The sequence below is a fragment of the Microbulbifer sp. A4B17 genome, from assembly GCF_003076275.1.
Classification (GTDB): domain Bacteria; phylum Pseudomonadota; class Gammaproteobacteria; order Pseudomonadales; family Cellvibrionaceae; genus Microbulbifer.
In genome coordinates this window covers 3,902,626-3,927,766 of record NZ_CP029064.1, presented here as the reverse complement: position 1 = coordinate 3,927,766, position 25,141 = coordinate 3,902,626, and the positions used below count along the sequence as shown (strand labels likewise).

Annotated in this window: 21 protein-coding genes and 1 tRNA gene; 9 read left to right on the top strand and 13 right to left on the bottom strand. The window is 53.4% G+C overall.

Going from position 1 to position 25,141, the window contains the following annotated elements; genetic code table 11:
• Positions 1-125: 125 nt before the first annotated feature.
• The 5 genes from BTJ40_RS17285 to BTJ40_RS17265 all read right to left on the bottom strand — a co-directional run bounded on the left by BTJ40_RS17285 (position 126) and on the right by BTJ40_RS17265 (position 4,907).
• Positions 126-1,055 (bottom strand): ribose-phosphate pyrophosphokinase, encoded by a 930-nt coding sequence (locus tag BTJ40_RS17285; protein ID WP_108735320.1) that lies wholly within the window; start codon positions 1,053-1,055, stop codon positions 126-128.
• A 354-nt stretch (positions 1,056-1,409) separates the two neighbouring features.
• Positions 1,410-1,484, bottom strand: a tRNA-Gln gene (locus tag BTJ40_RS17280).
• A gap of 11 nt (positions 1,485-1,495) precedes the next feature.
• Positions 1,496-2,401, bottom strand: coding sequence for a 4-(cytidine 5'-diphospho)-2-C-methyl-D-erythritol kinase (gene ispE, locus BTJ40_RS17275; RefSeq protein ID WP_192879347.1), 906 nt, complete (start codon positions 2,399-2,401; stop codon positions 1,496-1,498).
• 63 nt (positions 2,402-2,464) lie between these two features.
• Positions 2,465-3,106 carry a lipoprotein insertase outer membrane protein LolB gene (lolB, locus tag BTJ40_RS17270; RefSeq protein WP_108735318.1) on the bottom strand — a complete coding sequence of 214 codons (642 nt, stop codon included), beginning with the start codon at positions 3,104-3,106 and terminating at the stop codon, positions 2,465-2,467.
• Positions 3,090-4,907: a tetratricopeptide repeat protein gene (locus BTJ40_RS17265; protein WP_108734254.1), complete on the bottom strand. Its 1,818-nt coding sequence runs from the start codon at positions 4,905-4,907 to the stop codon at positions 3,090-3,092. The genes lolB and BTJ40_RS17265 overlap by 17 nt, the downstream gene beginning before the upstream one ends.
• Positions 4,908-5,144: 237 nt before the next feature.
• On the opposite strand from BTJ40_RS17265, the gene hemA reads away from it, so the two are divergent.
• From hemA to BTJ40_RS17245, 4 genes are read left to right on the top strand one after another with little or no spacing between them, the layout of a single operon-like run.
• A complete protein-coding gene (gene hemA / locus BTJ40_RS17260; protein WP_108734253.1) occupies positions 5,145-6,422 on the top strand; it encodes a glutamyl-tRNA reductase in 1,278 nt (425 codons plus the stop codon).
• Positions 6,419-7,501 (top strand): peptide chain release factor 1, encoded by a 1,083-nt coding sequence (gene prfA / locus BTJ40_RS17255; protein ID WP_108734252.1) that lies wholly within the window; start codon positions 6,419-6,421, stop codon positions 7,499-7,501. Before hemA ends, prfA begins: the two co-directional genes overlap by 4 nt.
• A gap of 50 nt (positions 7,502-7,551) precedes the next feature.
• Positions 7,552-8,379 (top strand): peptide chain release factor N(5)-glutamine methyltransferase, encoded by an 828-nt coding sequence (gene prmC / locus BTJ40_RS17250; protein WP_108734251.1) that lies wholly within the window; start codon positions 7,552-7,554, stop codon positions 8,377-8,379.
• Positions 8,380-8,421: 42 nt separating this feature from the next.
• The gene (locus BTJ40_RS17245) at positions 8,422-9,324 is read left to right on the top strand and encodes a cation diffusion facilitator family transporter (RefSeq protein WP_108734250.1); all 903 of its coding nucleotides are present in this window, start codon (positions 8,422-8,424) and stop codon (positions 9,322-9,324) included.
• An 8-nt stretch (positions 9,325-9,332) separates the two neighbouring features.
• Here BTJ40_RS17245 and BTJ40_RS17240 read toward each other — a convergent pair whose 3' ends face one another.
• From BTJ40_RS17240 to BTJ40_RS17230, 3 genes are all read right to left on the bottom strand, one after another.
• Positions 9,333-10,805, bottom strand: coding sequence for a succinylglutamate desuccinylase/aspartoacylase family protein (locus BTJ40_RS17240; RefSeq protein ID WP_108734249.1), 1,473 nt, complete (start codon positions 10,803-10,805; stop codon positions 9,333-9,335).
• A gap of 121 nt (positions 10,806-10,926) precedes the next feature.
• Positions 10,927-12,357 carry an MATE family efflux transporter gene (locus BTJ40_RS17235; RefSeq protein WP_238152045.1) on the bottom strand — a complete coding sequence of 477 codons (1,431 nt, stop codon included), beginning with the start codon at positions 12,355-12,357 and terminating at the stop codon, positions 10,927-10,929.
• Positions 12,358-12,529: 172 nt separating this feature from the next.
• A complete protein-coding gene (locus BTJ40_RS17230; RefSeq protein WP_108734248.1) occupies positions 12,530-13,243 on the bottom strand; it encodes an alpha/beta fold hydrolase in 714 nt (237 codons plus the stop codon).
• Positions 13,244-13,388: 145 nt separating this feature from the next.
• Here BTJ40_RS17230 and BTJ40_RS17225 point away from each other — a divergent pair, with 145 nt between their 5' ends.
• The 4 genes from BTJ40_RS17225 (at position 13,389) to BTJ40_RS17210 (ending at position 19,118) form a co-directional block, all read left to right on the top strand.
• Positions 13,389-14,006 (top strand): DoxX family protein, encoded by a 618-nt coding sequence (locus BTJ40_RS17225; protein ID WP_238152044.1) that lies wholly within the window; start codon positions 13,389-13,391, stop codon positions 14,004-14,006.
• 47 nt (positions 14,007-14,053) lie between these two features.
• The gene (gene rhlB / locus BTJ40_RS17220; protein WP_238152043.1) at positions 14,054-15,565 is read left to right on the top strand and encodes an ATP-dependent RNA helicase RhlB; all 1,512 of its coding nucleotides are present in this window, start codon (positions 14,054-14,056) and stop codon (positions 15,563-15,565) included.
• Positions 15,566-15,606: 41 nt separating this feature from the next.
• Entirely contained in the window at positions 15,607-17,631 is a 2,025-nt protein-coding gene (locus tag BTJ40_RS17215) for an acyltransferase family protein (RefSeq protein WP_202862821.1), read from the top strand.
• A gap of 338 nt (positions 17,632-17,969) precedes the next feature.
• On the top strand, positions 17,970-19,118 hold the full coding sequence (locus tag BTJ40_RS17210) for a hypothetical protein (RefSeq protein ID WP_108734245.1): 1,149 nt from the start codon (positions 17,970-17,972) through the stop codon (positions 19,116-19,118).
• A 53-nt stretch (positions 19,119-19,171) separates the two neighbouring features.
• On the opposite strand, the gene cysZ is transcribed toward BTJ40_RS17210, so the two are convergent.
• The 5 genes from cysZ to gatC form a co-directional block, all read right to left on the bottom strand.
• Complete coding sequence (gene cysZ, locus BTJ40_RS17205) at positions 19,172-20,002, bottom strand: sulfate transporter CysZ (RefSeq protein WP_108734244.1); 831 nt, start codon at positions 20,000-20,002, stop codon at positions 19,172-19,174.
• Positions 20,003-20,045: 43 nt separating this feature from the next.
• A complete protein-coding gene (locus BTJ40_RS17200) occupies positions 20,046-20,342 on the bottom strand; it encodes a PA4642 family protein (protein WP_108734243.1) in 297 nt (98 codons plus the stop codon).
• A gap of 66 nt (positions 20,343-20,408) precedes the next feature.
• Positions 20,409-21,860, bottom strand: coding sequence for an Asp-tRNA(Asn)/Glu-tRNA(Gln) amidotransferase subunit GatB (gene gatB / locus BTJ40_RS17195; protein ID WP_108734242.1), 1,452 nt, complete (start codon positions 21,858-21,860; stop codon positions 20,409-20,411).
• Positions 21,861-21,871: 11 nt separating this feature from the next.
• On the bottom strand, positions 21,872-23,317 hold the full coding sequence (gatA, locus tag BTJ40_RS17190; RefSeq protein WP_108734241.1) for an Asp-tRNA(Asn)/Glu-tRNA(Gln) amidotransferase subunit GatA: 1,446 nt from the start codon (positions 23,315-23,317) through the stop codon (positions 21,872-21,874).
• 71 nt (positions 23,318-23,388) lie between these two features.
• Positions 23,389-23,676, bottom strand: coding sequence for an Asp-tRNA(Asn)/Glu-tRNA(Gln) amidotransferase subunit GatC (gene gatC / locus BTJ40_RS17185; RefSeq protein WP_192879346.1), 288 nt, complete (start codon positions 23,674-23,676; stop codon positions 23,389-23,391).
• A 357-nt stretch (positions 23,677-24,033) separates the two neighbouring features.
• On the opposite strand from gatC, the gene BTJ40_RS17180 reads away from it, so the two are divergent.
• Positions 24,034-25,068, top strand: a complete 1,035-nt coding sequence (locus BTJ40_RS17180) for a rod shape-determining protein (protein WP_020412569.1) — start codon at positions 24,034-24,036, stop codon at positions 25,066-25,068.
• Positions 25,069-25,141 lie beyond the last annotated feature (73 nt).

The window sequence follows — 25,141 nt, the reverse complement described above, 5'->3', positions numbered from 1 at the left end:
AATGGGCACTGGGCCCAAAAGTAATTGCCCGGCAGTGCCGGGCGGGCGCGTATTCTACGGGAATCAGCGCTAAACGCAAAGTGCCCCGGCATACGGGGCGCAGGGATACCTTGACCGGCAAGCTCCTAGCGGAACATTGCGGACAGGGATTCCTCATTGCTGATGCGGCGCATGGACTCGGCCAGCATTGCAGACAGGGTCAGCTGGCGAATTTTTGGTGCCTTCTCCATTTTGTCACCCAGGGGGATGGAGTCGGTAACCACCAGCTCATCCAGAACGGAGTTGTTCAGGTTGGTGATGGCGTTGCCGGACAGTACCGGGTGGGTACAGTAGGCGACAACTTTCTCGGCGCCGTGCTCTTTCAGGGCGTTGGCGGCGTTACACAGGGTGCCGGCGGTGTCCACCATATCGTCTACCAGCAGGCAGGTGCGGCCGCTGACTTCACCGATAATATTCATAACTTCGGCAACATTGGCCGCCGGGCGGCGTTTGTCGATAATGGCTAGGTCGCAGTCGAGGCTCTTGGCCACGGCGCGGGCCCGTACAACACCACCGATATCCGGGGATACGACAACCAGGTTCTGGTACTTCTGGCGCTCGATATCGTCGAGCAGGACAGAGGAACCGTAAACGTTATCCACAGGCACGTCGAAGAAACCCTGGATCTGCTCTGCGTGCAGGTCGACGGTCAGTACGCGGTCGATACCTACGCTCACCATCATATCGGCAACCACTTTTGCGGAGATCGGCACGCGCTGGGATCTTACCCGGCGATCCTGGCGAGCGTAGCCAAAGTAGGGGACCACTGCGGTAACGCGGCCGGCGGAGGCGCGGCGAAGGGCGTCTACCAGCAGGATCAGTTCCATCAGGTTGCGGTTGGTAGGTTGGCAGGTGGATTGCACCACGAAAACGTCGCGGCCACGTACGTTATCGGTAATTTCTACTGCAATCTCGCCGTCGGAGAAGCGCTTAACCGTGGCTTCACCCAGGGGGATCGCCATATGGTCGACAACCTTCTGCGCCAGTTCCGGGTTTGCGTTGCCGGTAAAGACCATTAAGTCAGCCACTGCGAGTTCCTTTAATTCTGTCTTGAAGTGAATTGAAGTGTAGATGCCTGCATATTTGCTAGCAGTCAGGGTTTTTGCTGCAACACTTTTCCGTTGGGCGGTGCACTTTTGTGTGGATAAAAACTGGGCTTTGGCCACAATTTTTTTCCTTGCTCAACAGGTTGCTCTGAGTGCGTGCTCGCACAACCATCGGGTGCTTGTATTCAAGCCTGCCTTCAGGATTCTTTAAAACTTGGGGGGTGGCTTTGCAAAGCCCTGTGCGAATGGCCTGGGCCGGCTGGATCAGCGTAGACTGAATCATGTCGGGACCGGTTTTTGAGTGTGCCATTGCATATAAGAAAGTGGCTGGGGCGGAAGGATTCGAACCTTCGCATGACGGGATCAAAACCCGCTGCCTTACCGCTTGGCTACGCCCCAGTAATGTTTCCTCAATAAAGTGAGGAGATTTTCGCTAGCGCTCGATGTGTGGGTGAAACCAGCACGCCTGCTGCTGTAAAACCCTGCCACGCTTTTGGCAAGCTGGCATGTGCCTCAAGGGCTGCCTCTGCCGTGGGAAATACTGTAAAAACACAGCCCCCCGTGCCGGTGAGCTGTGCTGGAGCAAACTGCTCGAGCCACTCTCTGGCATCGCGTATTTCAGGGTAGAGCTTCTCAACTAATTGCTGGCAGTCATTACCGGAAAATGCTTCCAGTTTTTCGCTGCCGATTCGCATCTCGTTGGCCTGCTCCTCGCGAAGGGCCGCTAATGTAATTGCGACTGAATCTCTTGTCAAACGTGAATCGTGAAAAATTTTTGCAGTGCTCACTTCGCAACCAGTTGAGACTACCAGGTAGTGCTGTTGCCCGGTCGTTACTGGGGTTAATTTTTCACCAACGCCCTCAGCCCAGGCCGTACGTCCACGCACAAAAAGCGGGACATCGGCGCCCAGTTGCCGCCCCAGTTCTGCCAGTTTATCGATCGATAAATTGCACTGCCATAAGTGGTTGAGCCCGAGCAAAGTGGTGGCTGCATCGCTACTGCCACCGCCGATGCCACCGCCGTGAGGCAATTTTTTTATCAGCTGAATAGAGACCCCGAGAGAATTTTGTCGGTCCGGCTCAGCTTGTTTGCGCAGTAATTGGGCTGCGCGATAAACCAGGTTGTCTTCTTCAGCTACATCCAGCTGGCCGGCATCGACACTGACAACCCCATCGCTGCGCTCACTGAATTCCAGTGAGTCGCCGAAATCGAGAAGTTGGAACAGGGTTTGCAATTCGTGGTAACCATCCGGGCGGCGACCAAGGATGCGCAGAATCAGGTTGAGTTTTGCAGGAGCGGGCAGGGTCAGCAGCATGAGGTGTTGTGCGGTTGATTAATTACAGACCGACATAATACCTGCATGCTGTCACTTGAGCATTTATAAACCCCAATCTTTAATCACCAGGGTGACCGATACGGGACCGGTTGGGCTGTTGGTTTGTGCTTTTATCCGGGTTGGCAGGACGAAGCTGCCCTCGCTGCGGTAATCGCTGAAATTCAATGCCCAGCCCGATTGCTGCAGGCTCTGTAGTTGGCCCTGGGCGTTGCGTTGCTCACCAGTCTTGGCTCCGGGCGCAGGAAGGCCTCGCACCCAATAAAACATTTCCCGGGCGGGCAGGGGCCAGCCGAGTGCTTGCTGGGTCAGTTGTGCCGGATTGCGAGCATAAATTGGCGGTTCGCTGCCGCGTACCAGGCTGACGCCCCCGGCTGATCCGGTGATGACTGTAGTGCCTGCACCGAGGGGGCCGCTCAAATGAAGGCGGAAATTCTCGGCACCGCCCTGAAGCCAGGCCAGGTTTGCACTGCCATTTTCTTTGGGGGAGCGAACCCCCAGCTTGGCTTTGAGATTCCACTGGGTAAATTGCGCTACTGTTTGCGGCGCTGGATTTTCAGTGGTGGAATCCGGCTCGGCTTCCGGTTTGGTTTTTTGCCCTGCACAGGCGGCAATCATCATTGCCAGGCTTACCAGCAATAACAGATAGATTTTTCGCGCAATTGTGGTTTCAGCTATCTGATGCATGTTGTTCCAGTGACTCTTTGATTTGTAGGCGCTTCATGGCAGCGGGAATAATCTTGCTGTGAGGGTTGAGAAGAAGACCTTTTCTCCACATTTTCAGCGCTGCTTCCCTGTTGCCCTGAACCCATAATACTTCGCCGAGGTGTGCGGCAATTTCGTGGTCGGGCAATTTATCCATCGCCTGTCGCAGATACTTTTCCGCTGCGTCGAAATTGCCAAGACGGTACTCTATCCACCCCATGCTGTCGATTATCGCCGGGTCCTCCGGTTCGAGTTCCAGGGCGCGGCTGATTAATTGGTAGGCCTCTTTGTGCCGGGATTTATCTTCAATCAGTTTATAGCCGAGAGCATTGAGAACCGTCGCGTTATCGGGGTTTCTTTCCAGCAGGTTTCTCAAATCCTTTTCAAATTGTTGTGTGTTGCCGAGCTGGTCGTGCAGCAGCGCGCGGGTATACATCAAGCGACCGCTGGTGCTGTTAGTTTGTAGTGCTTCTTCAACTCGTTGCAAAGCCGCGCTGGCTTCACCACTTTTACGAAGTAATTCGACCTCCATCAGGTAAAAATGTTCTTCTTGAGTGGGGTGTTTTTTTCTCAGTTCAGCAAACCATTTCCGGTTGGTTTCGTACTCCCTTAGATTTGCCAGCAACTCTGTGCCCCGAGTAATAGCCTCCACATAATCATTGCCGGGACCCACTTGGCGGAAGTGGCTAATTGCTTTGGAGAATTCTCCAGACTTTTCTGCGATGCCACCCAGGTAAAAATGTGCGGCGGATTCATGTTGCTGCAATTCAAGCAGCTGGGTAAACAGGATTTTGGCTTCGTCAGTTTGATCGGTCTCATACTGAATTAAAGCCAGGGATAAAATCAGGTTGCCGTCCTCTGGGCGCTGCTTGACCAATTCGGCAAACTGCTTGCGAGCCAGGGCCAGATCCTCTCGAATGAGCAGGCGGGCATATTGAAGACGCAGGCGACTCTCCGAGGGGTGGATACCGACAAGCCGTTCGAGCAGGGAAATCGCCTCTTTGCGCTTGCCTTGATCAACTAATAAGTGGCTCTCAAGCAGTGGGGCATCCAGTTGGTCCGGGTGGTGTTCCTGGATACGGCGCACCAGGGAGAGTGCGCGGGTGAACTTTTTTTCCGTGCGCAATACCATGGCGTAGGCGAGTACGACCTCATCATTCAGGGGATAGACCTTGGCCAGACGGGCAAACTCCCGGTTGATCTGTTCTGTCAGCTGCTCGTGACCAATAGCAGTTGCCGCGAGGGATTGCATGGGCGGATTACCGCCGAGTTCCAGGGTTTTGGAGGCGTGAATTAGGGCTGTGTGTAAGTCGCCTGCCAGGGTTAGCTCCGCGGTGAGAGCCAGTTGTGCATCGGCATTTTGTGGCTCCAGTTCCACCCATAGTTGAGCTGAATCCAAAGCGGCCTGGCGAGCATTTAGAAAACGGGCAATGCGTGTTGCCCTGGCGGCGACCCCGGCATCTTTAGTGATCTCCGCTTGGTGATAGTAATTGGCCAGTGCGACATCGTACTGCTCGCGGATGCCAGCAACTTCAGCAACCAGTAGGGTGTAGAAGGTATCAATCGGGAAGGTTTTCGCTTCCGGCTCGACTGACTCACTGGTCCCTCTTTTGTTCAGGTTACTCGGCTCAACCGCTGCGCCTGCCAGATCCCCTGAAGAGGTCGCTGGAGCCTGGCTATGGCTGCAGGCGGCCAATATTACAAGTGCCGTTAGTACCGCCGCAGCTTTGAGCAAGTGGCTTAAAATACGGGCTGGAAGCCGATGTGCGCGAGGTGGGAGCATAGATCGTGTCCATACGTTACGTTGTTGCTGAAAGCGGGGTATTACTGGCGTGTTTTAAACGATTATCGCCATATAATTCTAGTCGTGAATCGGGTTTGGAACGGTAGTGGGCAGGGGCTCTTGCCAAATCGGCGGGCAATTTTACTGTCTCATACGCTTGCAAGGGAGGCGGCTGCCTATGAAAATGCGCTCCCAGTGCGGTTTCCGCCTTTTAAGATTTAATGCTAACGGAAGTCTATGCCAATTCTTACCCTGGGTATCAACCACGATAGCGCGTCGGTCGAAGTGCGTGAGCGGGTGGCCTTTGCCCCCGAGGTGATGCCCGGCGCACTGGGAGATGCGCGAAAGGCACTGGGGTGCCGCGAGCTGGCCATCCTGTCTACCTGCAATCGCACCGAAATATACGGAAATGTCGAGTCAGAAGCCCTGTTGAAATGGCTGTCTGAATACCACCAGGTGCCCCTGGAGCAGCTCAAGGGCTGTGCTTATGTGTACAGCGACGAAGAAGCGGTACGCCATATGATGCGCGTCGCCTGTGGTCTCGATTCCCTGGTGTTGGGAGAGCCGCAAATCCTCGGCCAGATCAAGTCCGCCTATGCGGTGGCGCGGGAATCCGGCAGTGTTGGCAGTGAACTTCACCGGGTTTTCCAGCGAGTGTTTACGGTCGCCAAGAAGGTTCGAACCGAAACCGCAATTGGTGAGAACCCCGTCTCTGTCGCCTATGCCGCTGTCTCTTTGGCCTCGCGTATTTTCACCGACCTGAAAAAACAGACCGCTCTACTGATTGGTGCGGGGGAGACAGTTGAGCTGGTTGCCCGTCACTTACTCGATCAGGGGATTAAGCAGGTCATCGTTGCCAATCGAACACTGAGCCGGGCACAGTTGCTCGCCGAGAGCTTTGGGGCCGAGGCAATTTTGCTTGCGGATATTCCAGAGTATCTGGCGCGTGCGGATATCGTGATCAGCTCCACTGCAAGCCAGCTACCGATTCTGGGAAAAGGTGCGGTTGAATCGGCGCTGCGTAAGCGTCGTCACAGGCCCATGTTTATGGTGGATATTGCAGTACCTCGGGATATCGAATTTGAGGTTGGTGAACTGGATGATGTTTACCTGTATACGGTGGATGATCTTCGCGGAGTCATTGACGAGGGCAAGCGATCCCGCGAGAAAGCGGCGGAGGCAGCTCAGGAAATTGTGAATGCCGCTGCGGCTGAATTTACCAAAGAGAGCCGCTCCCTGGAGGCTGTGGATAGTATTCGCAGCTACCGGCAGCGAGCCCAGGAAGTGAGTACTTCCGAACTTGAACGGGTACTGTTACAGCTGGAAAAAGGCGAGGACCCTCGTCGACTGATGGAGCAGCTCGCGCGCTCTCTCACTAATAAATTAATTCATGCACCCACCGTCAGCCTGAAAAAAGCTACGGCGGAGGGTGATATTGAGCGTTTGCGTATCGCTCGCGAGGTCGTTGGCTTGGATGATCTCACCGATATCGATTTAGAGAAAAAGCATCAATGAAAGAATCGTTACTGAATAAACTGGAAACCTTGCTTGAGCGCCACGAGGAAGTATCTGCGCTGTTGGGCGACGCCGACGTAATTGCTGATCAGGATCAATTCCGCGATCTTTCCCGCGAGTATTCTGAGCTGGAAGAAGTAGTGAAATGCTATGGCGCTTACAAGCAGTTGCAGGAAGATATGGTCGCGGCTCGGGAGATGCTGGGGGAAGATGACCCGGAAATGCGCGATATGGCTCAGGAAGAGTTGCGTGAGGCTGAAGGTCAAGTGGAGCCGCTGGAGCGAGAGTTACAGACTTTGTTGTTGCCGCGCGATCCCAATGACAGAAAAAATGTCTTCCTGGAAATTCGCGCAGGAACCGGTGGTGATGAAGCGGCTATTTTCTCTGGCGATCTATTCCGCATGTACTCTCGCTATGCGGAGAAGCAGGGATGGCGCATAGAAATTGTCAGCGAAAATCTCGGTGAGCACGGTGGCTACAAGGAAATTATCACTCGCGTCGCTGGCGAAGATGTCTACGCAAAATTAAAATTTGAGTCCGGTGCGCATCGGGTACAAAGGGTTCCTGAAACAGAATCCCAGGGTCGTATCCACACTTCGGCTTGTACGGTAGCGGTGATGCCGGAACCGGATGAGCGCGATGCGATTGAAATTAATAAAGCGGATTTGCGTGTGGATACCTACCGCGCATCCGGTGCCGGTGGTCAGCACGTTAACAAAACCGACTCCGCTGTGCGCTTAACCCATATTCCCACGGGGATTGTGGTGGAGTGTCAGGACGAGCGCTCCCAGCACAAAAACAAAGCCAAGGCGATGGCACTGTTGCAAGCGAAGCTCAATACTGCCCAGGAAACGGCAGCGGCCCAGGAAATTTCCGATGCACGCCGCAGCCTGGTGGGCAGCGGTGATCGCTCTGAGCGAATCCGTACCTACAATTATCCCCAGGGGCGGGTTACCGATCACCGTATCGGCCTCACGCTCTACAAACTCGATGAGATTATGCAGGGGGCTCTGGAGGAGGTGATCGGGCCATTGCGCACGGAATACCAGGCCGATCAGTTGGCGGCCCTGGCCCAATAAATCCAGATTTTTTACGCCGCCTCGAGCGGCGTTTCTATAGGTTTTTCTCCATGACCAGCGTCAAGGAAAATATCGCACGCTGCGCCCAATTAACCGAAAGCGACAGCGCACGCCTGGATGCAGAACTTCTGCTCGGCAGTGTATTGGGGCGCGAGCGCACCTGGCTCTATACCTGGCCGGAATACGAATTAAATGAAGCTGAGCAAATGCGCTTTGACCAGTTGCTCCAGCGCCGGCAAGCGGGAGAGCCGGTGGCGCACCTTATTGGTAAACGCGAATTTTGGTCCCTGCCGCTAAAGGTGGATTCCTCCACCCTGATCCCCCGCCCGGACACTGAATTATTGGTAGAGGCCGCGCTAGAGTTTTTCCCTCAGGGCAGATTGCGGGCATTGGACCTGGGCACTGGCACTGGTGCTATTGCACTGGCTCTGGCATCGGAGCGACCAGGATGGGAAATTATCGCAGCGGAGAAATCACCCGCTGCGATAGCACTGGCAGAGGAAAACCGGCGTTCCCTCAAGCTGCAAAATGTGGAAGTCATCCAGAGCGATTGGTTTTCCAGTTTGGAGCCACAGCAGTTTTCCCTGATCGTCAGCAATCCTCCTTATATCGATGCATTTGACCCGCACCTGGTGCAGGGCGACGTGCGCTTTGAGCCCCGCTCTGCGTTGGTGGCAGAGCGGCAGGGTTTGGCAGATATTGAGCATATCGCCATAACGGCCAGTGATTACCTGGAAAGCGGTGGCTGGCTGATGGTCGAGCACGGTTGGCAGCAAGCTGAGCGTGTGCGGGATATTTTTTCTGCGGCGGGATTGAATAAAGTCTCAAGTCGCAGGGATTATTCCGGTTGGGAGCGAATTACCTTAGGGCAAAAATAGTTATACCTGCGGAGCTACCACAGGGATTTGAGGAGGGAGCCTATGCATGATCATGTCCACCACCGAACCGGCAATGGCGCTTTGCGCCCACTGATTATTGCACTGGTTCTCACCCTCAGTTTTTCGATAGTTGAAGCCATAGGTGGCTGGCTGTCTGGTTCCCTGGCCTTGCTCGGCGATGCTGCCCATATGCTTACCGATACTTTTGCCTTGGCACTGGGGGCTATTGCCGCGGTATTGGCAAAGAAACCGGCTGATAGGGAATTGTCGTTCGGCTGGGGGCGGGCGGAGGTTTTGGCGGCTGTAACCAATGGCCTGATTATGCTGCTGATTGTGATCGGCATTTCTTTTATGGCGATTAACCGTTTGCGCAACCCCCAGCCGGTGCACGGTAGTACGGTGATGTTAATTGCTGCGATGGGCTTATTAATCAATATCCTTGCGGCCTGGGTTTTACTAAAAGGTGAGCGTACGCTCAATATTCGCGGAGCACTTCTGCATGTGATGGGTGATATGCTGGGCTCTATTGCAGCACTGGCTTCCGGGATTGTGATTTACTTTACTGGTTGGGTCCCGATTGATCCCCTGCTATCACTTCTTATTTGCCTGTTAATCCTGGTTTCCTGTGTACGTCTTCTCAGGGATGCGGTGGATGTATTGATGGAGCGGGTGCCTAGGGAGTTGAGCTTACCGGTTGTAGGTGAGACTTTAGCGGCGGTAACCGGTGTGCGCTCCGTGCACGATTTACATATCTGGCGGCTGGATTCCAGCACCATTTCCCTTTCAGCTCATATTGTGGTGGATGATTTGCTGGCTTGGCCCAGTGTATTGGAGCGCTTGCGGGAAACCCTGGTCAAGCGCTTCGATATCGACCACATCACCCTTCAGCCGGAACCTTTAATTAAGCCTGAAGTTAAGGTGGTCGACAAAGTCAGTGACTCTTAGATGAGGATTTACTCCTCACCCTCTGTTGGTGGTTGGCGACTCTCTGGGGTTGCAGGTACTTTGTTCTCTGATTTGTCAGCAACCGACTCCTCCGCTATCACCTCCTGAGGCTGACTAATTTGCTCCTGGGGAGCCTGGATGCCGATATGGTAGGCAGCAAATCCCGGTTGGACGACCTGGTTTAAAGCCATCCCAAGAATACGGCCGTTGTGTTTGGAGCGAATTTCCGTGCGCACATTGGTAATCGGGTTGGTAACTGTTCCCAGCAGGTCCCCTTTGCGTACAAACTCGCCTAGTTGTACCTCACTGAAAATAACCCCTCCGGTTGAAGTTCGCTGCCAAGTCGAGGTGTAGTAAACCGGCTCGGGATCGCCCCAGAGGCGGAATTTGCTCACCATGCCCAGTTGATTGAGCAGAGTGCGAATACCTTTGACGCTGTGACTTACGGATAGCTCATCGAGCACCATCGGTGCCCCTGCTTCCAGGGTGACAGTGGGAATACCGGCTTCCACGGCGGCGCGGCGCAAGGTGCCCTTGGCTCCGGCGCTGTGCAGTACCACGGTGGAGCCAAAACCCTGGGTCATTTTCACCACTTTGGGATTGGTTAAATCACCGCGTAACTGTGGGAGGTTGGTTCGATAAAAAGAGCCGGTATGTAAATCCACTACGGCGTTACAGTGGCTGATCACTTCGTGGAAAAATGAATTGGCAATTCGTGAGGCCGAGGAGCCATTGGGGTCGCCGGGGAAGTGCCGGTTCAGGTCGCGCCGGTCTGTCAGGTAGCGTGAGCCCCGGTGAAAACCCTGCAGATTGACAATGGGTACGCCGATCACAGCACCGCTCAAGTGATCGGCGTCCAGGTCGTACATAACCCGACGCACAGTTTCCACACCATTCAATTCGTCACCGTGGACTGCAGCGGTAAGGCAAAGCACCGGCCCAGGTTTGGCGCCATTAACTACCAGTACTGCGGTGGGGCTGTAGACTCCCTCGAAGTGCTGGCTAGGGGACCAGGCCAGGCGTGTGGAGGTTGCTGGGGGAACCTCAGAACCCAGCAAGCGCAGCGGCTTGGCGGATTCGCCTGGGACCAGGGAAATGGTGCCGGGCTCTGGCAGGTCAGCTTTTGGTTTGATGACTTCGGCTTCTTTGGCAGGTACCGGCGCTGTTTCTGCCTTTGCGGCAGGTTGTTGAGGCTCCAGTTCATGAATGGGCTGGTCAAGTTGCAGGTTTTCCGCCTTTGGCAATGATACTTCTTCGGAGCTCTCACTCGCTACCTCAGTATCTTTCACGGTGGAGTCGGTTTTTGTCGGAGGCCCCAGTTCGGTAATTACAGGTTGGTCCAATTGTAAATTGGCGGCTTGGGGCATCTCTTCGGCTTGTGCATCAGCGCTGTCATCTGCACTTAGGGCCTGGGTGGATGAAAGCAATAGAGCCAGGCTTAACAGGTGGCGGGTCCTTATGGGGGATAGGCGCGGGGTCATTCGGCACTCCGGTCAACTTCGTATATCTGGGCGTGCCGGAGAGCCTTGTGTCCGGCACAGATTGGGACTTTGGAGCGCCAGTATAGTCAATACGTTCCCGAGGAATGTGATACGCGCCGAATTACGCGTATCCGTAGGTGCGCTCGATCGCTTTGCGGCTGGTTCGCCAAAAGCGAATTCCCAACAGAATTGAAGCTGCTCCCAAGCCAATGCAGACTCCGGTCCAGTAGCCGTACACGCCCCAGAAATTTTCCCCCAGCCAATAGGCGCTAGAAAGCCCCACCAGCCAATAGGAAAAGAGTTGTATAAACATTGGGGCGCTGGTGTCTTTGTATCCGCGGAGGGCGCCCCAGGTCATTGCCTGGGTGACATCCACCAACTGGAATGCGGCACATAGCAGTAGCAGGTTGGTTGCCACTGCAATAATTTCTTCGTTGCTGGTGTAGGCCTGAACAAACAGGGTGCGCAGGATAATCAAAAGTACACCAGTGCCCAGTGCATAGATCAGCCCGGTACTGATACCCACCTTGCCGCAAAAGCGGGCACGCTTTGGCCGTCCCTGACCGAGTAGGTGCGCGGTGCGGATACTCAGAGCTTGGGCCAGGGCCAGAGCAACCAGGTAAAAAATTGAACCTACATTCATACTAATTTGATGTGCAGCGACAATTGCAGCGCCATAGGGGGCAAGCAAAATAGTAAGACTGGCAAAAAAAGTGACTTCACTAGCTGCACCCACACAAATTGGCAGGCCAACTGCGAGTAAGTGGCGCAGGGTTGGCCAGTGGGGGCGAGGCGGCAGCAGCTTGAGTTTAAGTTTGTGATAAACCGGATCGGTATTTGCGTGCCAGAAGAGCGCCAGTGCTATCAAGCAGCTGACCGCTGCTGTAGCCCATCCGCATCCCGCTCCTCCCATTGCCGGTATGGGGCCGGCACCAAAGACCAAAAGAATATCCAGGGGAATATTTAAAATTGCGGCAGTGATATAGATGCGCATCACCGGGCGCACCTGCCCCATACCTTCACAATAACCGCGTAACGCTGTGCCGAGTGCAAAAGGCAGGGTGCCGACGGTCAGGGCCAGTACATAGCCCTCCATCACCTTGCGAACTGGCTCTTCCGTGTCTATCCAGTGACTCCAGATAGGAACCGCAAGCAGGGCGGAAAACACCAGAATGCCACCGATCAGTGCGATCCACAGCGCCTGGTGCAATTGCCTGGCGCAGCCGGCTTCATCGCGACCACCGCGCAAGTGTGCAACGACAGGGGAGATAGCGGCGAGCAGGCCAATTAATGTCACTGCACAAACGGCCCAAATACTGGCACCGAGTGCAAGTCCAGCGAGGCTCACTTCACCGGCGCGCCCAGCCACCAGGGTGTCGACAACCCCCATGCTCACCACTGCCAGGTTGCTGACCACCAGAGGGCCTCCCAAAGTGGTCAGGTGCGACAATTCAGTTTTAGTGGCATTCCGGTAAAGCTTGAACAAAGAAAAACCTGAGCTTTTGTTACTGATCTCGATAAGGGGTTCTGGGGTCTGGGCTAATTTTGACAAAAAATTAATCCTGCGAGGGAGTATTAACAGGCCCTGACCTTTGCAATGCTGCTGAAAACGGACGGTGGGCCAAAGTTCGGAAAGGCCTTCAGCCTGCTTGGGAGCTGGTGAGGCGATACTGCAAAAAGGCCCGACATTCTACGGTACAAATGGCGCCTGCGCCCAGAGTTGATTAAGGACTTTCCTCAAGTAGTTTGGCCACCATTTCCGGTTTATTGATGATGCAATCGTGGTTAATTTCCACTTCCCGATACAACCATCCAGGTATCTGCTTTGCTCTGTGGCTACTGTAGATAGCCGGTGGGTACTCGGGTTGGGTACAGTGAATAAAAGTACATGGAGGCCCCTGCTCCGGTGAGCGCTGTAAGTGGATGGGGTCCAACAGGGTTTTGATAGGGTGTGGAGTCATACGGCGCTTCAGCCAATGGATGTCGTTGGGCTGGGTAATCCCCAGTGCTTCTGGTGGCGGGGGTAGAATACACAGAGTGCCATTGATATTTTGGGCCTGTTTGAGCCGCTGCTCTTCAATACCGCTGGGGAGCTGACTGCTGAATGGTCGTCCGGATTCGGGAACAGCCCCATCCAGATAAATAAGTCGGTGTATCCGCTCAGGAAGGGCATCGGCAGCGCCGGTGGCGGCCATTCCCCCAAAGCTATGCCCTACGAGGGTTACCTGCTGCAACTCCTCCCACAGGATCATATTGATCAGGTCCTCAATAAAGGTATCCAGGCCGATGGAGGGAGAGAGTAAATGTTTGCGCTCCCCCAGGCCGCTGTGCGTGGGAGTAAATACCCGGTGTCCATTACCTCTCAGGATATGGGCGACCCTGCTCCAGCACCAGCCTCCGTGAAATAACCCGTGGACCAGCACGTAAATTTTTCCCACCTGATCACTCTCAAGTTACTTGAATCCTGCAAGCATAGATGTGCTTTTCACATGGCTGGAGTGCAGGCAGTGTAAGAGTTGGCGGTATCACTCGACTAAAGTGAACAAAGACACTGATGAGAGATTGAGCTAGATGAGTGGAGTTATGAATAGCCTGAGCCACTGGTACAACTGCTTTGTACACTATGTGCACAAAATAGACTGGCTGGGGCCATTGTTGCTGCGGATTTATTTGGCACCGATTTTCATCCTGGCCGGTATGAACAAGATGAATAACATTGGAGATGTTGCCGCCTGGTTTGGCAATCCTGATTGGGGGTTGGGGCTTCCGGCGCCTATGTTGATGGCGTGGATTGCGGCCCTGGTAGAGTTTTTTGGCGGTATTGCCATTTTGCTGGGGGTGGCGACTCGGTTGGTAGCGATTCCCTTAATGTTTGTGATGGCAGTAGCAGCATTTACGGCCCACTGGGAGAATGGTTGGTCGGCCCTGCCGGATAAAACCCTGAGCGTACCTTGGGAGTGGCGCAAGGACCTGATTGATGAAGCCTCGGTACGCAAAGAAAAAATTGTCGATCTGCTTAAGGAGCACGGTAACTATGAATGGCTGGTGGAAACCGGGGGAGTGACCATCCTGAAGAATGGTATTGAGTTTGCGGCAACCTACTTCATTATGCTGTTAGCACTGTTGTGTAGTGGTGCGGGGCGGTTTTTTAGTGTGGATTACTGGCTGTGCCGTCACTATAGCGGGCAGGGTACCACCTAGAGATGTTATACTCGCCGATTATTTGAACATTTGAGCGAGTATTTCACTTGATAGGAAAGTTGTTCCGCCGATCCTCCTCCAAAGAGGATAAGGGCTCCCGCCGGGGAGAAGACAGCTCCGGACGCCGAAAAGAAGGGCAAAAGCCGTCTGACAAGGCTGCCAAGGGGCGTACAAAATCCGCACAGACGGAGGGGAAGTCGCGCAGAGGCGGTAGCAGAGGCGCTCAAAAAGGGCGCCAACGCAGCAGAAAGCCAAAGGCACCCGTGGTTGCCCCTTGGTCCCTGGATGAATTCCAGGTTCCGGAGCAAGAGGGCAAGGTTCGCTTCCACGACCTTGGACTGCCGAATGAGTTGATGCGCGCTATCTACGACCTGGGTTTCCAGTATTGCTCGCCTATCCAGGGCCGATCCCTTCCCCACACCCTGAATGGCCATGACCTGGTGGGTAAGGCGCAAACCGGTACCGGTAAGACCGCAGCCTTCCTGATCACCGTGATCGATGATCTGCTAAAGCACCCGTTTGAAGGTGAGCGCTATGCCGGAGAAGCTCGCGCACTCATTATTGCTCCTACTCGCGAACTCGTGATGCAGATTGCCGATGATGCCAAGGGGTTGTGTAAACATACGGACCTTGAAATCCATACCTTGGTTGGCGGTATGGATTACGACAAGCAGCAGAGAAACCTGAATGAGCGACTGGTGGATATCCTGGTTGCAACGCCGGGCCGCCTGCTGGACTTTGTCGGTAATCGGGATTGCTACCTGGATCAGGTGGAAGTCCTGGTGATTGATGAAGCGGATCGCATGTTGGATATGGGCTTTATTCCCCAGGTGCGTCGTATTGTTCGCCAGACCCCGCGCAAAACCCACCGTCAAACCATGTTTTTCTCCGCGACATTCACCCCTGAAGTCGATGATCTGGTGGAGCAGTGGACGGATGATCCAGTGGTTGTTGAGATTGAGCCTGAGAGGGTCGCCACGGATACCGTAGAACAGCATGTTTACCTTTCTGCCAGCGAAGAAAAGTACACCTTGCTTTACAACATTGTGCAGCGAGAGGAGGTAGACAGCCTCATTGTGTTTGCCAACCGCCGAGACCAGTGCCGCCGCTTGCACGAGCAGCTTCTGGCCCACGGCATTTCTGCGGGCCTGCTCTCAGGTGAGGTGGCTCAAAACAAGCGGGTTCGGACCCTGGATGACTTTAAATCTGGCAAAACCAAGGTGCTGGTGGCTACGGATGTCGCCGGGCGCGGTATCCATATTGATGGTATCAGCCATGTGGTGAATTTCACCTTGCCTGAAGAGCCGGAGGACTACGTTCATCGCATTGGTCGAACTGGCCGAGCAGGTAAAACGGGCACCTCTATCAGTTTCGCCTGTGAAGATGATGCCATGCGCCTGGAGCCTATTGAGCAGCTGCTCGGTGGTAAGCTCAAGTGTGAAGTTCCGCCCGAAGAGCTATTGGTAGAGCCTCCTAAAGTAAAGGTCCAGCGCAGTCACGGTGATCGTGACGGACGACGCGGTGGCCCTGGTGGTAACCGTCGCTCCCGCAGACATTAAGTTTGGGGATAAAGGGACTTACGGTTTTACGGTTATACACTATGAGCAGTATTGGGTACCGTCGAGACATCGATGGGTTGCGCGCATTAGCAGTTCTTCCTGTTGTTTTGGCCCATGCAGGGTTACCGGGTTTCTCCGGTGGCTTTGTTGGGGTCGATATCTTTTTTGTTATTTCCGGTTACCTGATTACCAGTATCCTGGTGAAGGAAATCGGCGAAGACCGTTTCTCCCTGGCTAATTTTTACGAGCGTCGCGCTCGCCGTATCCTGCCCGCATTATTTTTTGTGCTGGCGGCCACGATTGCCGCGAGCTGGTTTGTATTGCCGCCAGAACCGTTTAAAGAGCTTGGGCAGTCGGTACTGGCAACACTCCTGTTTGTATCAAATTTCTGGTTTTGGCAGAGCACTGAAGATTATTTTGGCGCGGGGGCAGATTGGCAGCCGCTGTTGCACACTTGGTCACTGTCAGTTGAAGAGCAGTTTTATCTGTTTTTCCCATTATTGCTGTGTTTGCTGGCTTCTCGCAGCCGGCGCTCTAAATTGCTGGTTGTGGCGGGGCTATCAATACTCTCTCTCGGCTACTCAATTTGGGCAACCAATGCCCTGCCTTTTGCCAATTATTTCCTGACCCCTTCTCGAATTTGGGAGTTGGGGCTCGGGGCTCTACTGGCCCTGGGGGCCTTCCCACAGGTGCGTAAAGCCTGGCTGCTGGAGCTGGTGGCGGCTGCCGGAATCGCGATGATTCTCTGCAGTGTCTTTGTTTACGATTCCTCCACGCCCTTTCCTGGAATCGCCGCTTTGTTGCCCTGTATTGGAGCTGCCGCGCTTATATGGACAGGAGGGTGTCGGCAAACGGTTGTTGCTCGGCTGCTGCAATTACGGATTCTAGTGGCGGTAGGACTAATTTCCTATTCCCTGTATTTATGGCATTGGCCAATTCTGGTTTTGCTCCGGCTTCTTAACGGGGCAGCAGAACTTCCCCTGATACTGGCGTTGGCTGCGATTGTTTTATCTCTCATTTTAGCCTGGCTCAGTTGGCGGTTTGTAGAAGCCCCGTTTCGCCGTACCCCCGCGAAGGGGCTTTCCCGTCGGGGCCTGGCTTTGTCACTGGGAGCTGTAGGAACACTTATCATGAGTGTTTCCCTGGTTATCAATATAAAAAAAGGAGTGCCCTCAAGGCTGCCGGAGCCGGTATATTCAGCTTATGAGAGCGCTAGATCACGCACACCCGAAGAGCGCCGCTGTATGAAGCTTGCACCCTCCGAGGGGCTTTGTGAGGTGGGGGCACCCGACGACGACTCCCAGGTAGACTATCTACTCTGGGGAGATTCCCATGCGGGTGCTTTTATTCCAGGGTTTGAGCGTTGGCTTGAGGCTGAGGGGTACAGTGGAATTGTAGCTGCAAAGTCTGCTTGTGCGCCGCTTCTGGATGTAATTCGTTTGGAAATGGGTGCATCCCATGGGTGTGACCGCTTTAATGAAGATGTCATGGGGATGCTGGAGCGTCGCTCTGATATAGGCACAGTTGTTTTGGTGGCTCGCTGGGCCCTATTAGCCGAGGGCACTCGATCTCCTGGAGAAGGCGGGCCGTCGGCAGTTTTGGGATTGGCGGGAGATAAAGATGGCCCTCAGATAAATGGAGTCCAATCCAGTCGAAACTATGAGTTATTTGATTATGGACTTCGGCAAACTATCGCCAGAATTCGTGCTTCGGGCCGCAGCGTGGTGATTATTGAGGGGATTCCAGAGATTTCTTTTTCCGTACCATTGGCTATTGCTAGCGCGGAGTTTATTGGGGCTCGGGTACAAGCGGCGCCGACACTAGAACAAGTGGTGGAGCGTAACAGTCGGGTAAGGGCGACTTTTGAGGCCTTGTCGGAGGAGTTTGAAATACAGCGAGGTAGTCTTGTGCCGGAGCTTTGCCCTTCAGAATGCCAAATACAGGTGGAGGGGCGGTCGCTGTATCGCGACGATGATCATCTAAGCACTTTTGGTTCAGAGATGCTGGTACCAGGCTTGATGAATCGACTATTAATGGCGAGCTCGAATATAAGGCCAGGTGGTTAGCTGATACCACTACTCAAAATAGTAGGAATCGAAGTCTCCCCTCTCTTACACACCAGCTTCCCTCCACTTGTGACTATGAGCCACTGCCCAGAATTGGACAGCAGTGGCTTTTATCCACTTTTCTGTTCAATCTTTCTGTGCTTTGTTAGCGTTAAAGTTGTGACAAATGTACCACTAATGGCTTATATTTCTTTCTAATGTCCATTTCTGTCCTAAAATTAAACGGATTTAGCCAGTTGCATGAGTCAAGACTCTGCAGGTTGAAGTTGCTCCTATAGTATGGGGCTAGCTTGCATTCTGACATCCATTACTCAATAAGAATTAAAGTAAATACTCGGATGCGCACCCTCTACTTACATATCGGTTTCCATAAAACCGGCTCCAGCTCTCTCCAGTTGGCAATGAAGGAGCAGACACAAGCCCTGAATAAGGCGGGCTTTGAATTCCTTTCCCTTGGAAAAAAAGGAAACTCCTCTGGGTGTATTGAAGTTTTGCGGGAGAAAGGGCGGGTCCGTTTTAAGCTCAATTCCCGGCTCGATGAGCTACTTGCAGCTAGCCGCGGTAAGCAAACCATTGTATCGGCGGAGCACCTTTGCTTTTTGCATCAACGCGAGAGTATTGAGCTGGTTCAGCAGGTGTGTGCCAAGTACTTTGATAACGTTAAGGTGATTGTTTATCTGCGCAGGCAGGATTTACAGGCAATATCTTTTAAAAAACAAGGAGCTCGTGGGGCCGCTTCCAATCGAAGCTCCTCTAGTAAGTTGCTTGGCCATAGTGAGGGGGCTTTTCCCACTCTCAATAAAGATATTGAGATTTACTACGATTATTTTAGCAAGTTGAAGCTATGGGAGACTGTATTTGGGACTGATTCCCTCCAGGTGAGGCTTTTCAGCCGGGAAGCCCTACACGGTGGTGATATTGTGAGTGACTTCCTCGCTTTGCTTGATGGGGATATGGAGATTTCTGCTCGCCGGGTGAATGAGGGAGTAGGCAGAAAGGAGTTCCTACTGACCCACAAATTACTGGAGCTGGGGGTGGCGGAGTCTGAATTGATTAAGCTGAAGCCAATGATGCTGGAGGATGACTCTCAGTTGCTGCCATCAAGGAGTGATGCCAGGCAATTCTTTATGAGGTTCAAGCAATCTAATCATTTGTTAAATAATACTTTTCTTAATAACGATTCCGGCCTGGCATTCGATACTGATTTTTCTGGCTATCCTGAGCAGGGAAATGATTGGATAACGGTTCGGGATCTGTCTGGGTGGACTCCTGAAATTCTTTCTGCAGGTATTCAGAGGCCAGAGGGATTGCGTGATGCATTGTTGGCAGACAAACTCCAGCAGATGGTAAGGAAAAAATTTTCAGGTGAAGTGCTCACCCAGGAACTCGAGGATTTGGCAAATTGCCTGTCGGCTAGCGCTTATGTTGCCAAGGATCAGCAGCCCTGGTATCGCGCACTGAAAAAGAAGAAAACATCGGGAAGATAGTGTCGAAATAAAAAGCCCTCTGTACGAGAGGGCTTTTTATTTTGCTGGTAAGGTTATTGAAGTACCGGAGTTTGAGTTCCCGGATCTCCCTCGATACGCAATCTTTCAATCCACAGAGCCGTACCGCCAGCTACTGCCGCAGGCATAATAAAGATATTTAAAATCGGCACCATTTTGGCAAGCATCACGGTCCCGCCAAATGTAAGGCTGGTGAGCTTACGGCGGCGCAGTACCGTTTTTAATTCATCAAATGGCCGTTGGTGGTTATCCAGTGGGTAGTCAACGTATTGAATAGCCATACACCAAGCGCCCCAAACTGCGGTGAGCACTGCGGGGATAATAATGGTCCAGCTGGTGATGGTGGCAATAATAAATACGATCAAACCCCAAAATATAAAGTAACCCAGCTTACGCAATTCCCGGCCAAGGGTACGCCATACCATTTGCATTATCGGCTCGGCAGGAGGAGCTTTACCGGTTAGTAGCTCCTCCACTTTCTCAGCAAGCAAACCGTTAAAGGGAGCTGCAATAATGTTGGTGATAACGCTAAATAAATAGCCGTAGGCAAGGAAAAATAGAAAAAGCACTATTAGTGCAATAATCCAGGCCAGCCAGCGAAAAACACTGGCGGTCCAGGCAGCGCCCTTGGCCATAATGGCTTCCCACCAGGACATGTTTTCCGTATTTACCGGCGTGTGGGAGAGCAAGCTGCCGATATAGTCGCTAAGTCCTCCCAGCTGAGAAATCATAATTCCGGTGATAATAATAAACAGCACCAGATTTATCAGTAGCGGCACCAGGATAAAAGGGCGCAACTCTCGCCGGGTAATCAAGTGGATACCGCGCACCAATGCGTCGATACCGTGAACGGGATTTGAAGTCATACTCTCACCTTTCGCTGGTACGATGCCTAAACTTCCAGAGTTCTCAGTTGGCACCAGCGGCTTTTAAAATCTCGCTATATTCTGCGCCCTGGCGGTGTTCAGCAATACGTGCCAGCAGGGTTTTTCCATCGGGGCCGGGGCTGTTTAGATCCAGGCCTTCAGCGAGAAACAGCTTAACAAATGTGGCAAAGCTCTCTGCTTTCATGCTTCGGTAGGCGCGCTCGAGCAGATGAAAATCCCGGTTTACGCCTGCGGGGGCTTCACCAATCAAGAATCCAGCAATACGCTCCTCGTCAAAAACTTCTCCGAGTACTTTCTGTTTGTCTTTTTTCAGGCTCAAAACTATATCCTTGCTACATAAATAGGGGGCGGGCGAAGCCCGACCCAGGTCTTGAAATGTTGAGGGTTAAAGTAGTGCGTCCAATTTTTGCTTGAGGATTTTATTAATCATCTGCGGGTTTGCCTGCCCTTTGGACGCTTTCATAATTTGCCCGACGAAATACCCCATCATTTTGGGGCGTTTTGATTCATCGGCCTTGCGGTAGTTTTCCACTTGAGCATCGCTTGCAGCGATCACCTCATCCACCATTTTTTCGATAGCGCCGGTATCGGAAACCTGTTTCAGGCCACGCTTTTCGATGACTTCGTCGGCACTGCCCTCGCCGTCGGCAATAGCCTCGAATACCTGTTTGGCGATTTTGCTGGAAATGGTGTTGTCTTTGATGCGCGCGATTAGTCCAGCCAGCTGGTCGGCAGAAACCGGGGATTGTGAAATGGTTAGTTCACGACGGTTGAGCAGCGCTGCCAGTTCACCGTTAATCCAGTTGGCGGCAAGCTTGGATTCGCCACAGGATTTGCTCACAGTTTCAAAATAGTCTGCACTGGCACGCTCCTGTGTCAGCTGGTCTGCATCATAAGCAGATAGCTGGTATTCCGCTTGGAAGCGGGCTGCTTTTGCATCAGGCAGTTCTGGCAGGATGTTGCGCAGTTGCTCGACATATTCATCAGTGAGTACAACTGGCAGAAGGTCCGGGCAGGGGAAGTAGCGGTAATCATTGGCCACTTCTTTGCTGCGCATAGAGCGGGTTTCATTTTTGTCCGCGTCGTAGAGGCGGGTTTCCTGGGTAATGGTGCCGCCGTCTTCCAGGATGTCGATCTGACGTTCAGCTTCGACTTTAATTGCGCGCTCGACAAAACGGAAAGAATTGATGTTTTTTAATTCTGTGCGGGTGCCGAGTTTTTCTTCGCCTTTCAAACGCACGGATACATTGGCATCACAGCGCAGTGAGCCCTGGGACATATCACCATCGGAAATGCCCAGGTAGGTTACGATACTGTGAATTTTTTTCAGGTAAGCCACAGCCTCGGCGGCACTGCGCATATCCGGTTCAGAGACAATCTCAATCAGTGGCGTACCTGCGCGGTTCAGGTCGATACCGGACATTCCGTGGAAATCTTCATGCAGGGATTTACCGGCATCTTCCTCCAGGTGAGCGTGATGCAAACGCACTTTCTTACTGCTGCCATCTTCCAGGTGAATTTCCACTTCACCTGGGCCGACAATCGGCTGTTCCAATTGAGTGGTTTGATAGCCCTTGGGCAAGTCGGGATAGAAGTAATTCTTGCGTTCAAAAACAGAGCGCTTGCCGATCTCTGCGTTCATCGCCAGGCCGAACATTACTGCAAAACGAAATGCTTCCTCATTCGGTACCGGCAGTGTGCCCGGCATAGCCAGGTCCACGGCGCAAGCCTGGGTATTCGGCTCGGCGCCAAAGCGGATGCTAGCGCCGGAAAAGAGTTTTGACTGGGTGGAGAGCTGGACGTGAATTTCCAACCCGATAACGATTTCCCATTCCACAATTTATCTCCTTATACGGCGCTGGCTTTGTGCCAGTCGGTTACCTGTTGGTATTGGTGGGCGATGTTGAGCATGCGCGCCTCTTCCAGGTAATTGCCGGTTATTTGCAGGCCCACCGGCATATTGTCCACCAGGCCACAGGGTGCAGACATGCCCGGTAGTCCGGCTAGGTTGGTGGCGATGGTGTAGATATCCTCCAGGTACATAGCTACCGGGTCAGCGCTCTTTGCGCCAAGCTCGAAAGCGGGGGAGGGGGTCGTGGGGCCCATAATCACATCCACTTTTTCGAATGCTTCGACAAAGTCCTGCTTGATCAGGCGTCGGGCCTGTTGGGCTTTGTTGTAATAAGCATCGTAATAACCGGCGGACAGGGCGTAGGTGCCTACCAGGATTCGACGCTGCACTTCTTCGCCGAAGCCTTCACCACGGGAGCGCATATAGAGATCGCGCAGGTCTTTGGGCTCTTCACAGCGGTAGCCATAGCGAACCCCATCGAATCGAGACAGGTTGGCAGAGGCTTCAGCGGGGGCGATCACATAGTAAGCAGGTATCGCTAACTCGGTATGTGGCAGGCTGATATCGACCAGTTGCGCCCCCAGCTTTTCAAACGCTCTCAAAGCCTCTTGAACCCGACTTGCGGTTTCAGGGTTAAGGCCTTCCCCAAAGTACTCTCGGGGTACTCCGATCCGCAGCCCGGTGATCGGGTTATTCAGTTCGGCGGTAAAGTCAGTGGGCTGCTGCTTCAGACTGGTGGAATCTTTCGGGTCGTGGCTGGCCATGGCGGAGAGCAAATAAGCAGCGTCTTCCGCATTGCGGGCTATAGGGCCGGCCTGATCCAGGCTGGAGGCGTAGGCAACGATACCGTAACGGGAAATGCGCCCATAGGTGGGCTTCAGCCCGGTGGTATTTGTCAACGCTGCCGGCTGGCGGATAGAGCCGCCGGTATCGGTAGCTGTGGCGCCGGGTATCAGTTGTGCAGCAACTGCCGCAGCTGAGCCACCGGAGGAACCGCCGGGCACACAGCGGGTATTCCAAGGGTTTTTTACTGGGCCGTAAAAGCTGCTTTCGTTGGATGAGCCCATGGCGAATTCATCCATATTGGTCTTGCCCAGGGAGACGGTGCCGGCAGCGTTGAGGTTATCTACCACTGTGGCATCGTAGGGAGGGATAAAATTATCCAGCATTTTTGAGGCACAGCTGGTGCGCACGCCGTTAGTGCAAATAATATCTTTGTGGGCAATAGGCACACCGCACAGTGCTGGTGCCTCCCCGTTGGCCAGGCGTTGGTCGGCGGCCGCGGCTTGCGCTAGGGCGCTCTCTTCAGTGACGGTAATAAAGCTGTTGTAGTTGCTGTCCAGTTGCTGGATGCGGCCGAGTAAATGGTGGGTTAGTTCTGTACTTGAGAACTCTTTGCTCCGCAATCCACGGATGATCTCGGCGATAGTAAGCTGATGCATGTTATTCCCTTAAAGGCTCTTGACGGGCTGAGGGCTGAGTTTTTAGGTGAACTTCGTCAGTGTTGGGCCGGCTAATCAATCACTTTGGGAACCAGGTAGAGGCCTTCTTCGGTTTGGGGAGCCAGCTTTAGGAAGTCTTCTCGATTGTCAGTCTCTGTCACTGCGTCGGTACGCAGCTTTTGGACTTCGTCCAGTGGGTGCGCCATCGGGGCGATACCATCGGTATTGGTGGATTGCAGCTGGTCGACCAGTTGCAATACATCGCCGAGACGGTTGCTGACTTCTTCGATGGTTTCTTTGGATATGGCGATTCGGGCCAGTTCCGCAAGTTTTTCTACAGTTTGCGTATCCACTGTCATGGTGATGGACTCCTCCAGCTTGAGTTGCGAGTCGAAAGCTGCCCGTATGATATGTGGCGGACAGAACCGGCAAATTTAGCACAATGAGGGTATATTCTCACCGGCTCCGGCAGTAATGGATAGTGGGCCTCAAATGACCTCCCTTCAGCCTTGCCCTGATGCTTAGCGGTTGTTAGAGTTTGCCGAATCCTGCCGAGTGATGAGAGACTCCGGTATTTTGCGTAGAATCCGATTCGAAATGCGGCTCGGAACTCAGAATTATTTTTGCGGACTAATTAGGATTTGTATCCATAAAAGAAGCCGCGCCCGCAGTGCCCGACCTGGGGGCTGATAATTAGTACAAGGTAATCGAATTCCATGTTTAAACGTTTGCGGGGTATGTTTTCCAGTGATCTCTCCATCGACCTGGGAACTGCCAACACGCTGATTTACGTTCGCGATCGCGGCGTAGTACTCGACGAACCCTCAGTCGTCGCAATCCGTCACTACAATGGCCAGAAAATCGTTGAGGCTGTCGGAGTAGAAGCCAAACGCATGCTCGGCCGGACTCCTGGCAATATTACCGCTATTCGCCCGCTGAAGGACGGTGTTATCGCCGACTTCCAAGTGACCGAGAAAATGTTGCAGCACTTTATCAAGAAAGTGCACGAAAATAGCTGGATGCGCCCGAGTCCGAGAGTGCTGGTTTGTGTTCCCTGCCAGTCCACAGAAGTGGAGCGCCGTGCCATTCGCGAGTCGGCCCTGGGTGCAGGCGCTCGCGAAGTGTCACTGATTGAAGAGCCCATGGCTGCTGCCATAGGCGCAGGCTTGAATGTCGAGGAAGCGAGCGGCTCCATGGTGGTGGATATCGGTGGGGGCACCACTGAGATCGCCATTATCTCCCTGAATGGTGTGGTTTATTCCGATTCAGTGCGTATCGGTGGTGACCGTTTTGATGAAGCTATCGTCAACTATGTGCGTCGCAACTACGGCAGCGTGATTGGTGATGCAACTGCTGAACGGATCAAAGAGGAAATCGGCTGTGCTTATGCAGGCAGTGAAGTTCGTGAAATCGACGTGCGCGGACGCAACCTGGCCGAGGGTGTACCTCGCAGCTTTACCTTGAACTCCGATGAAATTCTTGAGGCCCTGCAAGAGCCTCTGACAGGTATTGTTCAGGCTGTAAAAAGTGCGCTGGAACAATCTCCCCCCGAACTGGCTTCCGATATCGCTGAGCGCGGTATGGTGCTGACTGGTGGTGGTGCTCTGTTACGCGATCTGGACCGCCTGTTGATGGAAGAATCGGGCTTACCAGTGATTGTTGCTGATGACCCTCTGACCTGTGTGGCTCGGGGCGGCGGCAAAGCACTGGATATGCTGGATCGCAGCCGCCTCTACCTGATGTCTAATTAGACGGTATTGTATAAACGAGTAGGGGGCCTGGGGTTGATCCGTAAGCTCCCTTAATAAAAACAGTGCAAGCAGT

Coding starts and splice junctions, on each gene's coding strand:
- BTJ40_RS17285 (WP_108735320.1), bottom strand. CDS start 1,055: ATGGTCTTTACCGGCAACGCAAACCCGGAACTGGCGCAGAAGGTTGTC.
- ispE (WP_192879347.1), bottom strand. CDS start 2,401: ATGCTGCTGACCCTGCCCGCTCCTGCAAAACTCAACCTGATTCTGCGC.
- lolB (WP_108735318.1), bottom strand. CDS start 3,106: ATGCATCAGATAGCTGAAACCACAATTGCGCGAAAAATCTATCTGTTA.
- BTJ40_RS17265 (WP_108734254.1), bottom strand. CDS start 4,907: ATGCTCCCACCTCGCGCACATCGGCTTCCAGCCCGTATTTTAAGCCAC.
- hemA (WP_108734253.1), top strand. CDS start 5,145: ATGCCAATTCTTACCCTGGGTATCAACCACGATAGCGCGTCGGTCGAA.
- prfA (WP_108734252.1), top strand. CDS start 6,419: ATGAAAGAATCGTTACTGAATAAACTGGAAACCTTGCTTGAGCGCCAC.
- prmC (WP_108734251.1), top strand. CDS start 7,552: ATGACCAGCGTCAAGGAAAATATCGCACGCTGCGCCCAATTAACCGAA.
- BTJ40_RS17245 (WP_108734250.1), top strand. CDS start 8,422: ATGCATGATCATGTCCACCACCGAACCGGCAATGGCGCTTTGCGCCCA.
- BTJ40_RS17240 (WP_108734249.1), bottom strand. CDS start 10,805: ATGACCCCGCGCCTATCCCCCATAAGGACCCGCCACCTGTTAAGCCTG.
- BTJ40_RS17225 (WP_238152044.1), top strand. CDS start 13,389: ATGAATAGCCTGAGCCACTGGTACAACTGCTTTGTACACTATGTGCAC.
- BTJ40_RS17215 (WP_202862821.1), top strand. CDS start 15,607: ATGAGCAGTATTGGGTACCGTCGAGACATCGATGGGTTGCGCGCATTA.
- BTJ40_RS17210 (WP_108734245.1), top strand. CDS start 17,970: ATGCGCACCCTCTACTTACATATCGGTTTCCATAAAACCGGCTCCAGC.
- cysZ (WP_108734244.1), bottom strand. CDS start 20,002: ATGACTTCAAATCCCGTTCACGGTATCGACGCATTGGTGCGCGGTATC.
- gatA (WP_108734241.1), bottom strand. CDS start 23,317: ATGCATCAGCTTACTATCGCCGAGATCATCCGTGGATTGCGGAGCAAA.
- gatC (WP_192879346.1), bottom strand. CDS start 23,676: ATGACAGTGGATACGCAAACTGTAGAAAAACTTGCGGAACTGGCCCGA.
- BTJ40_RS17180 (WP_020412569.1), top strand. CDS start 24,034: ATGTTTAAACGTTTGCGGGGTATGTTTTCCAGTGATCTCTCCATCGAC.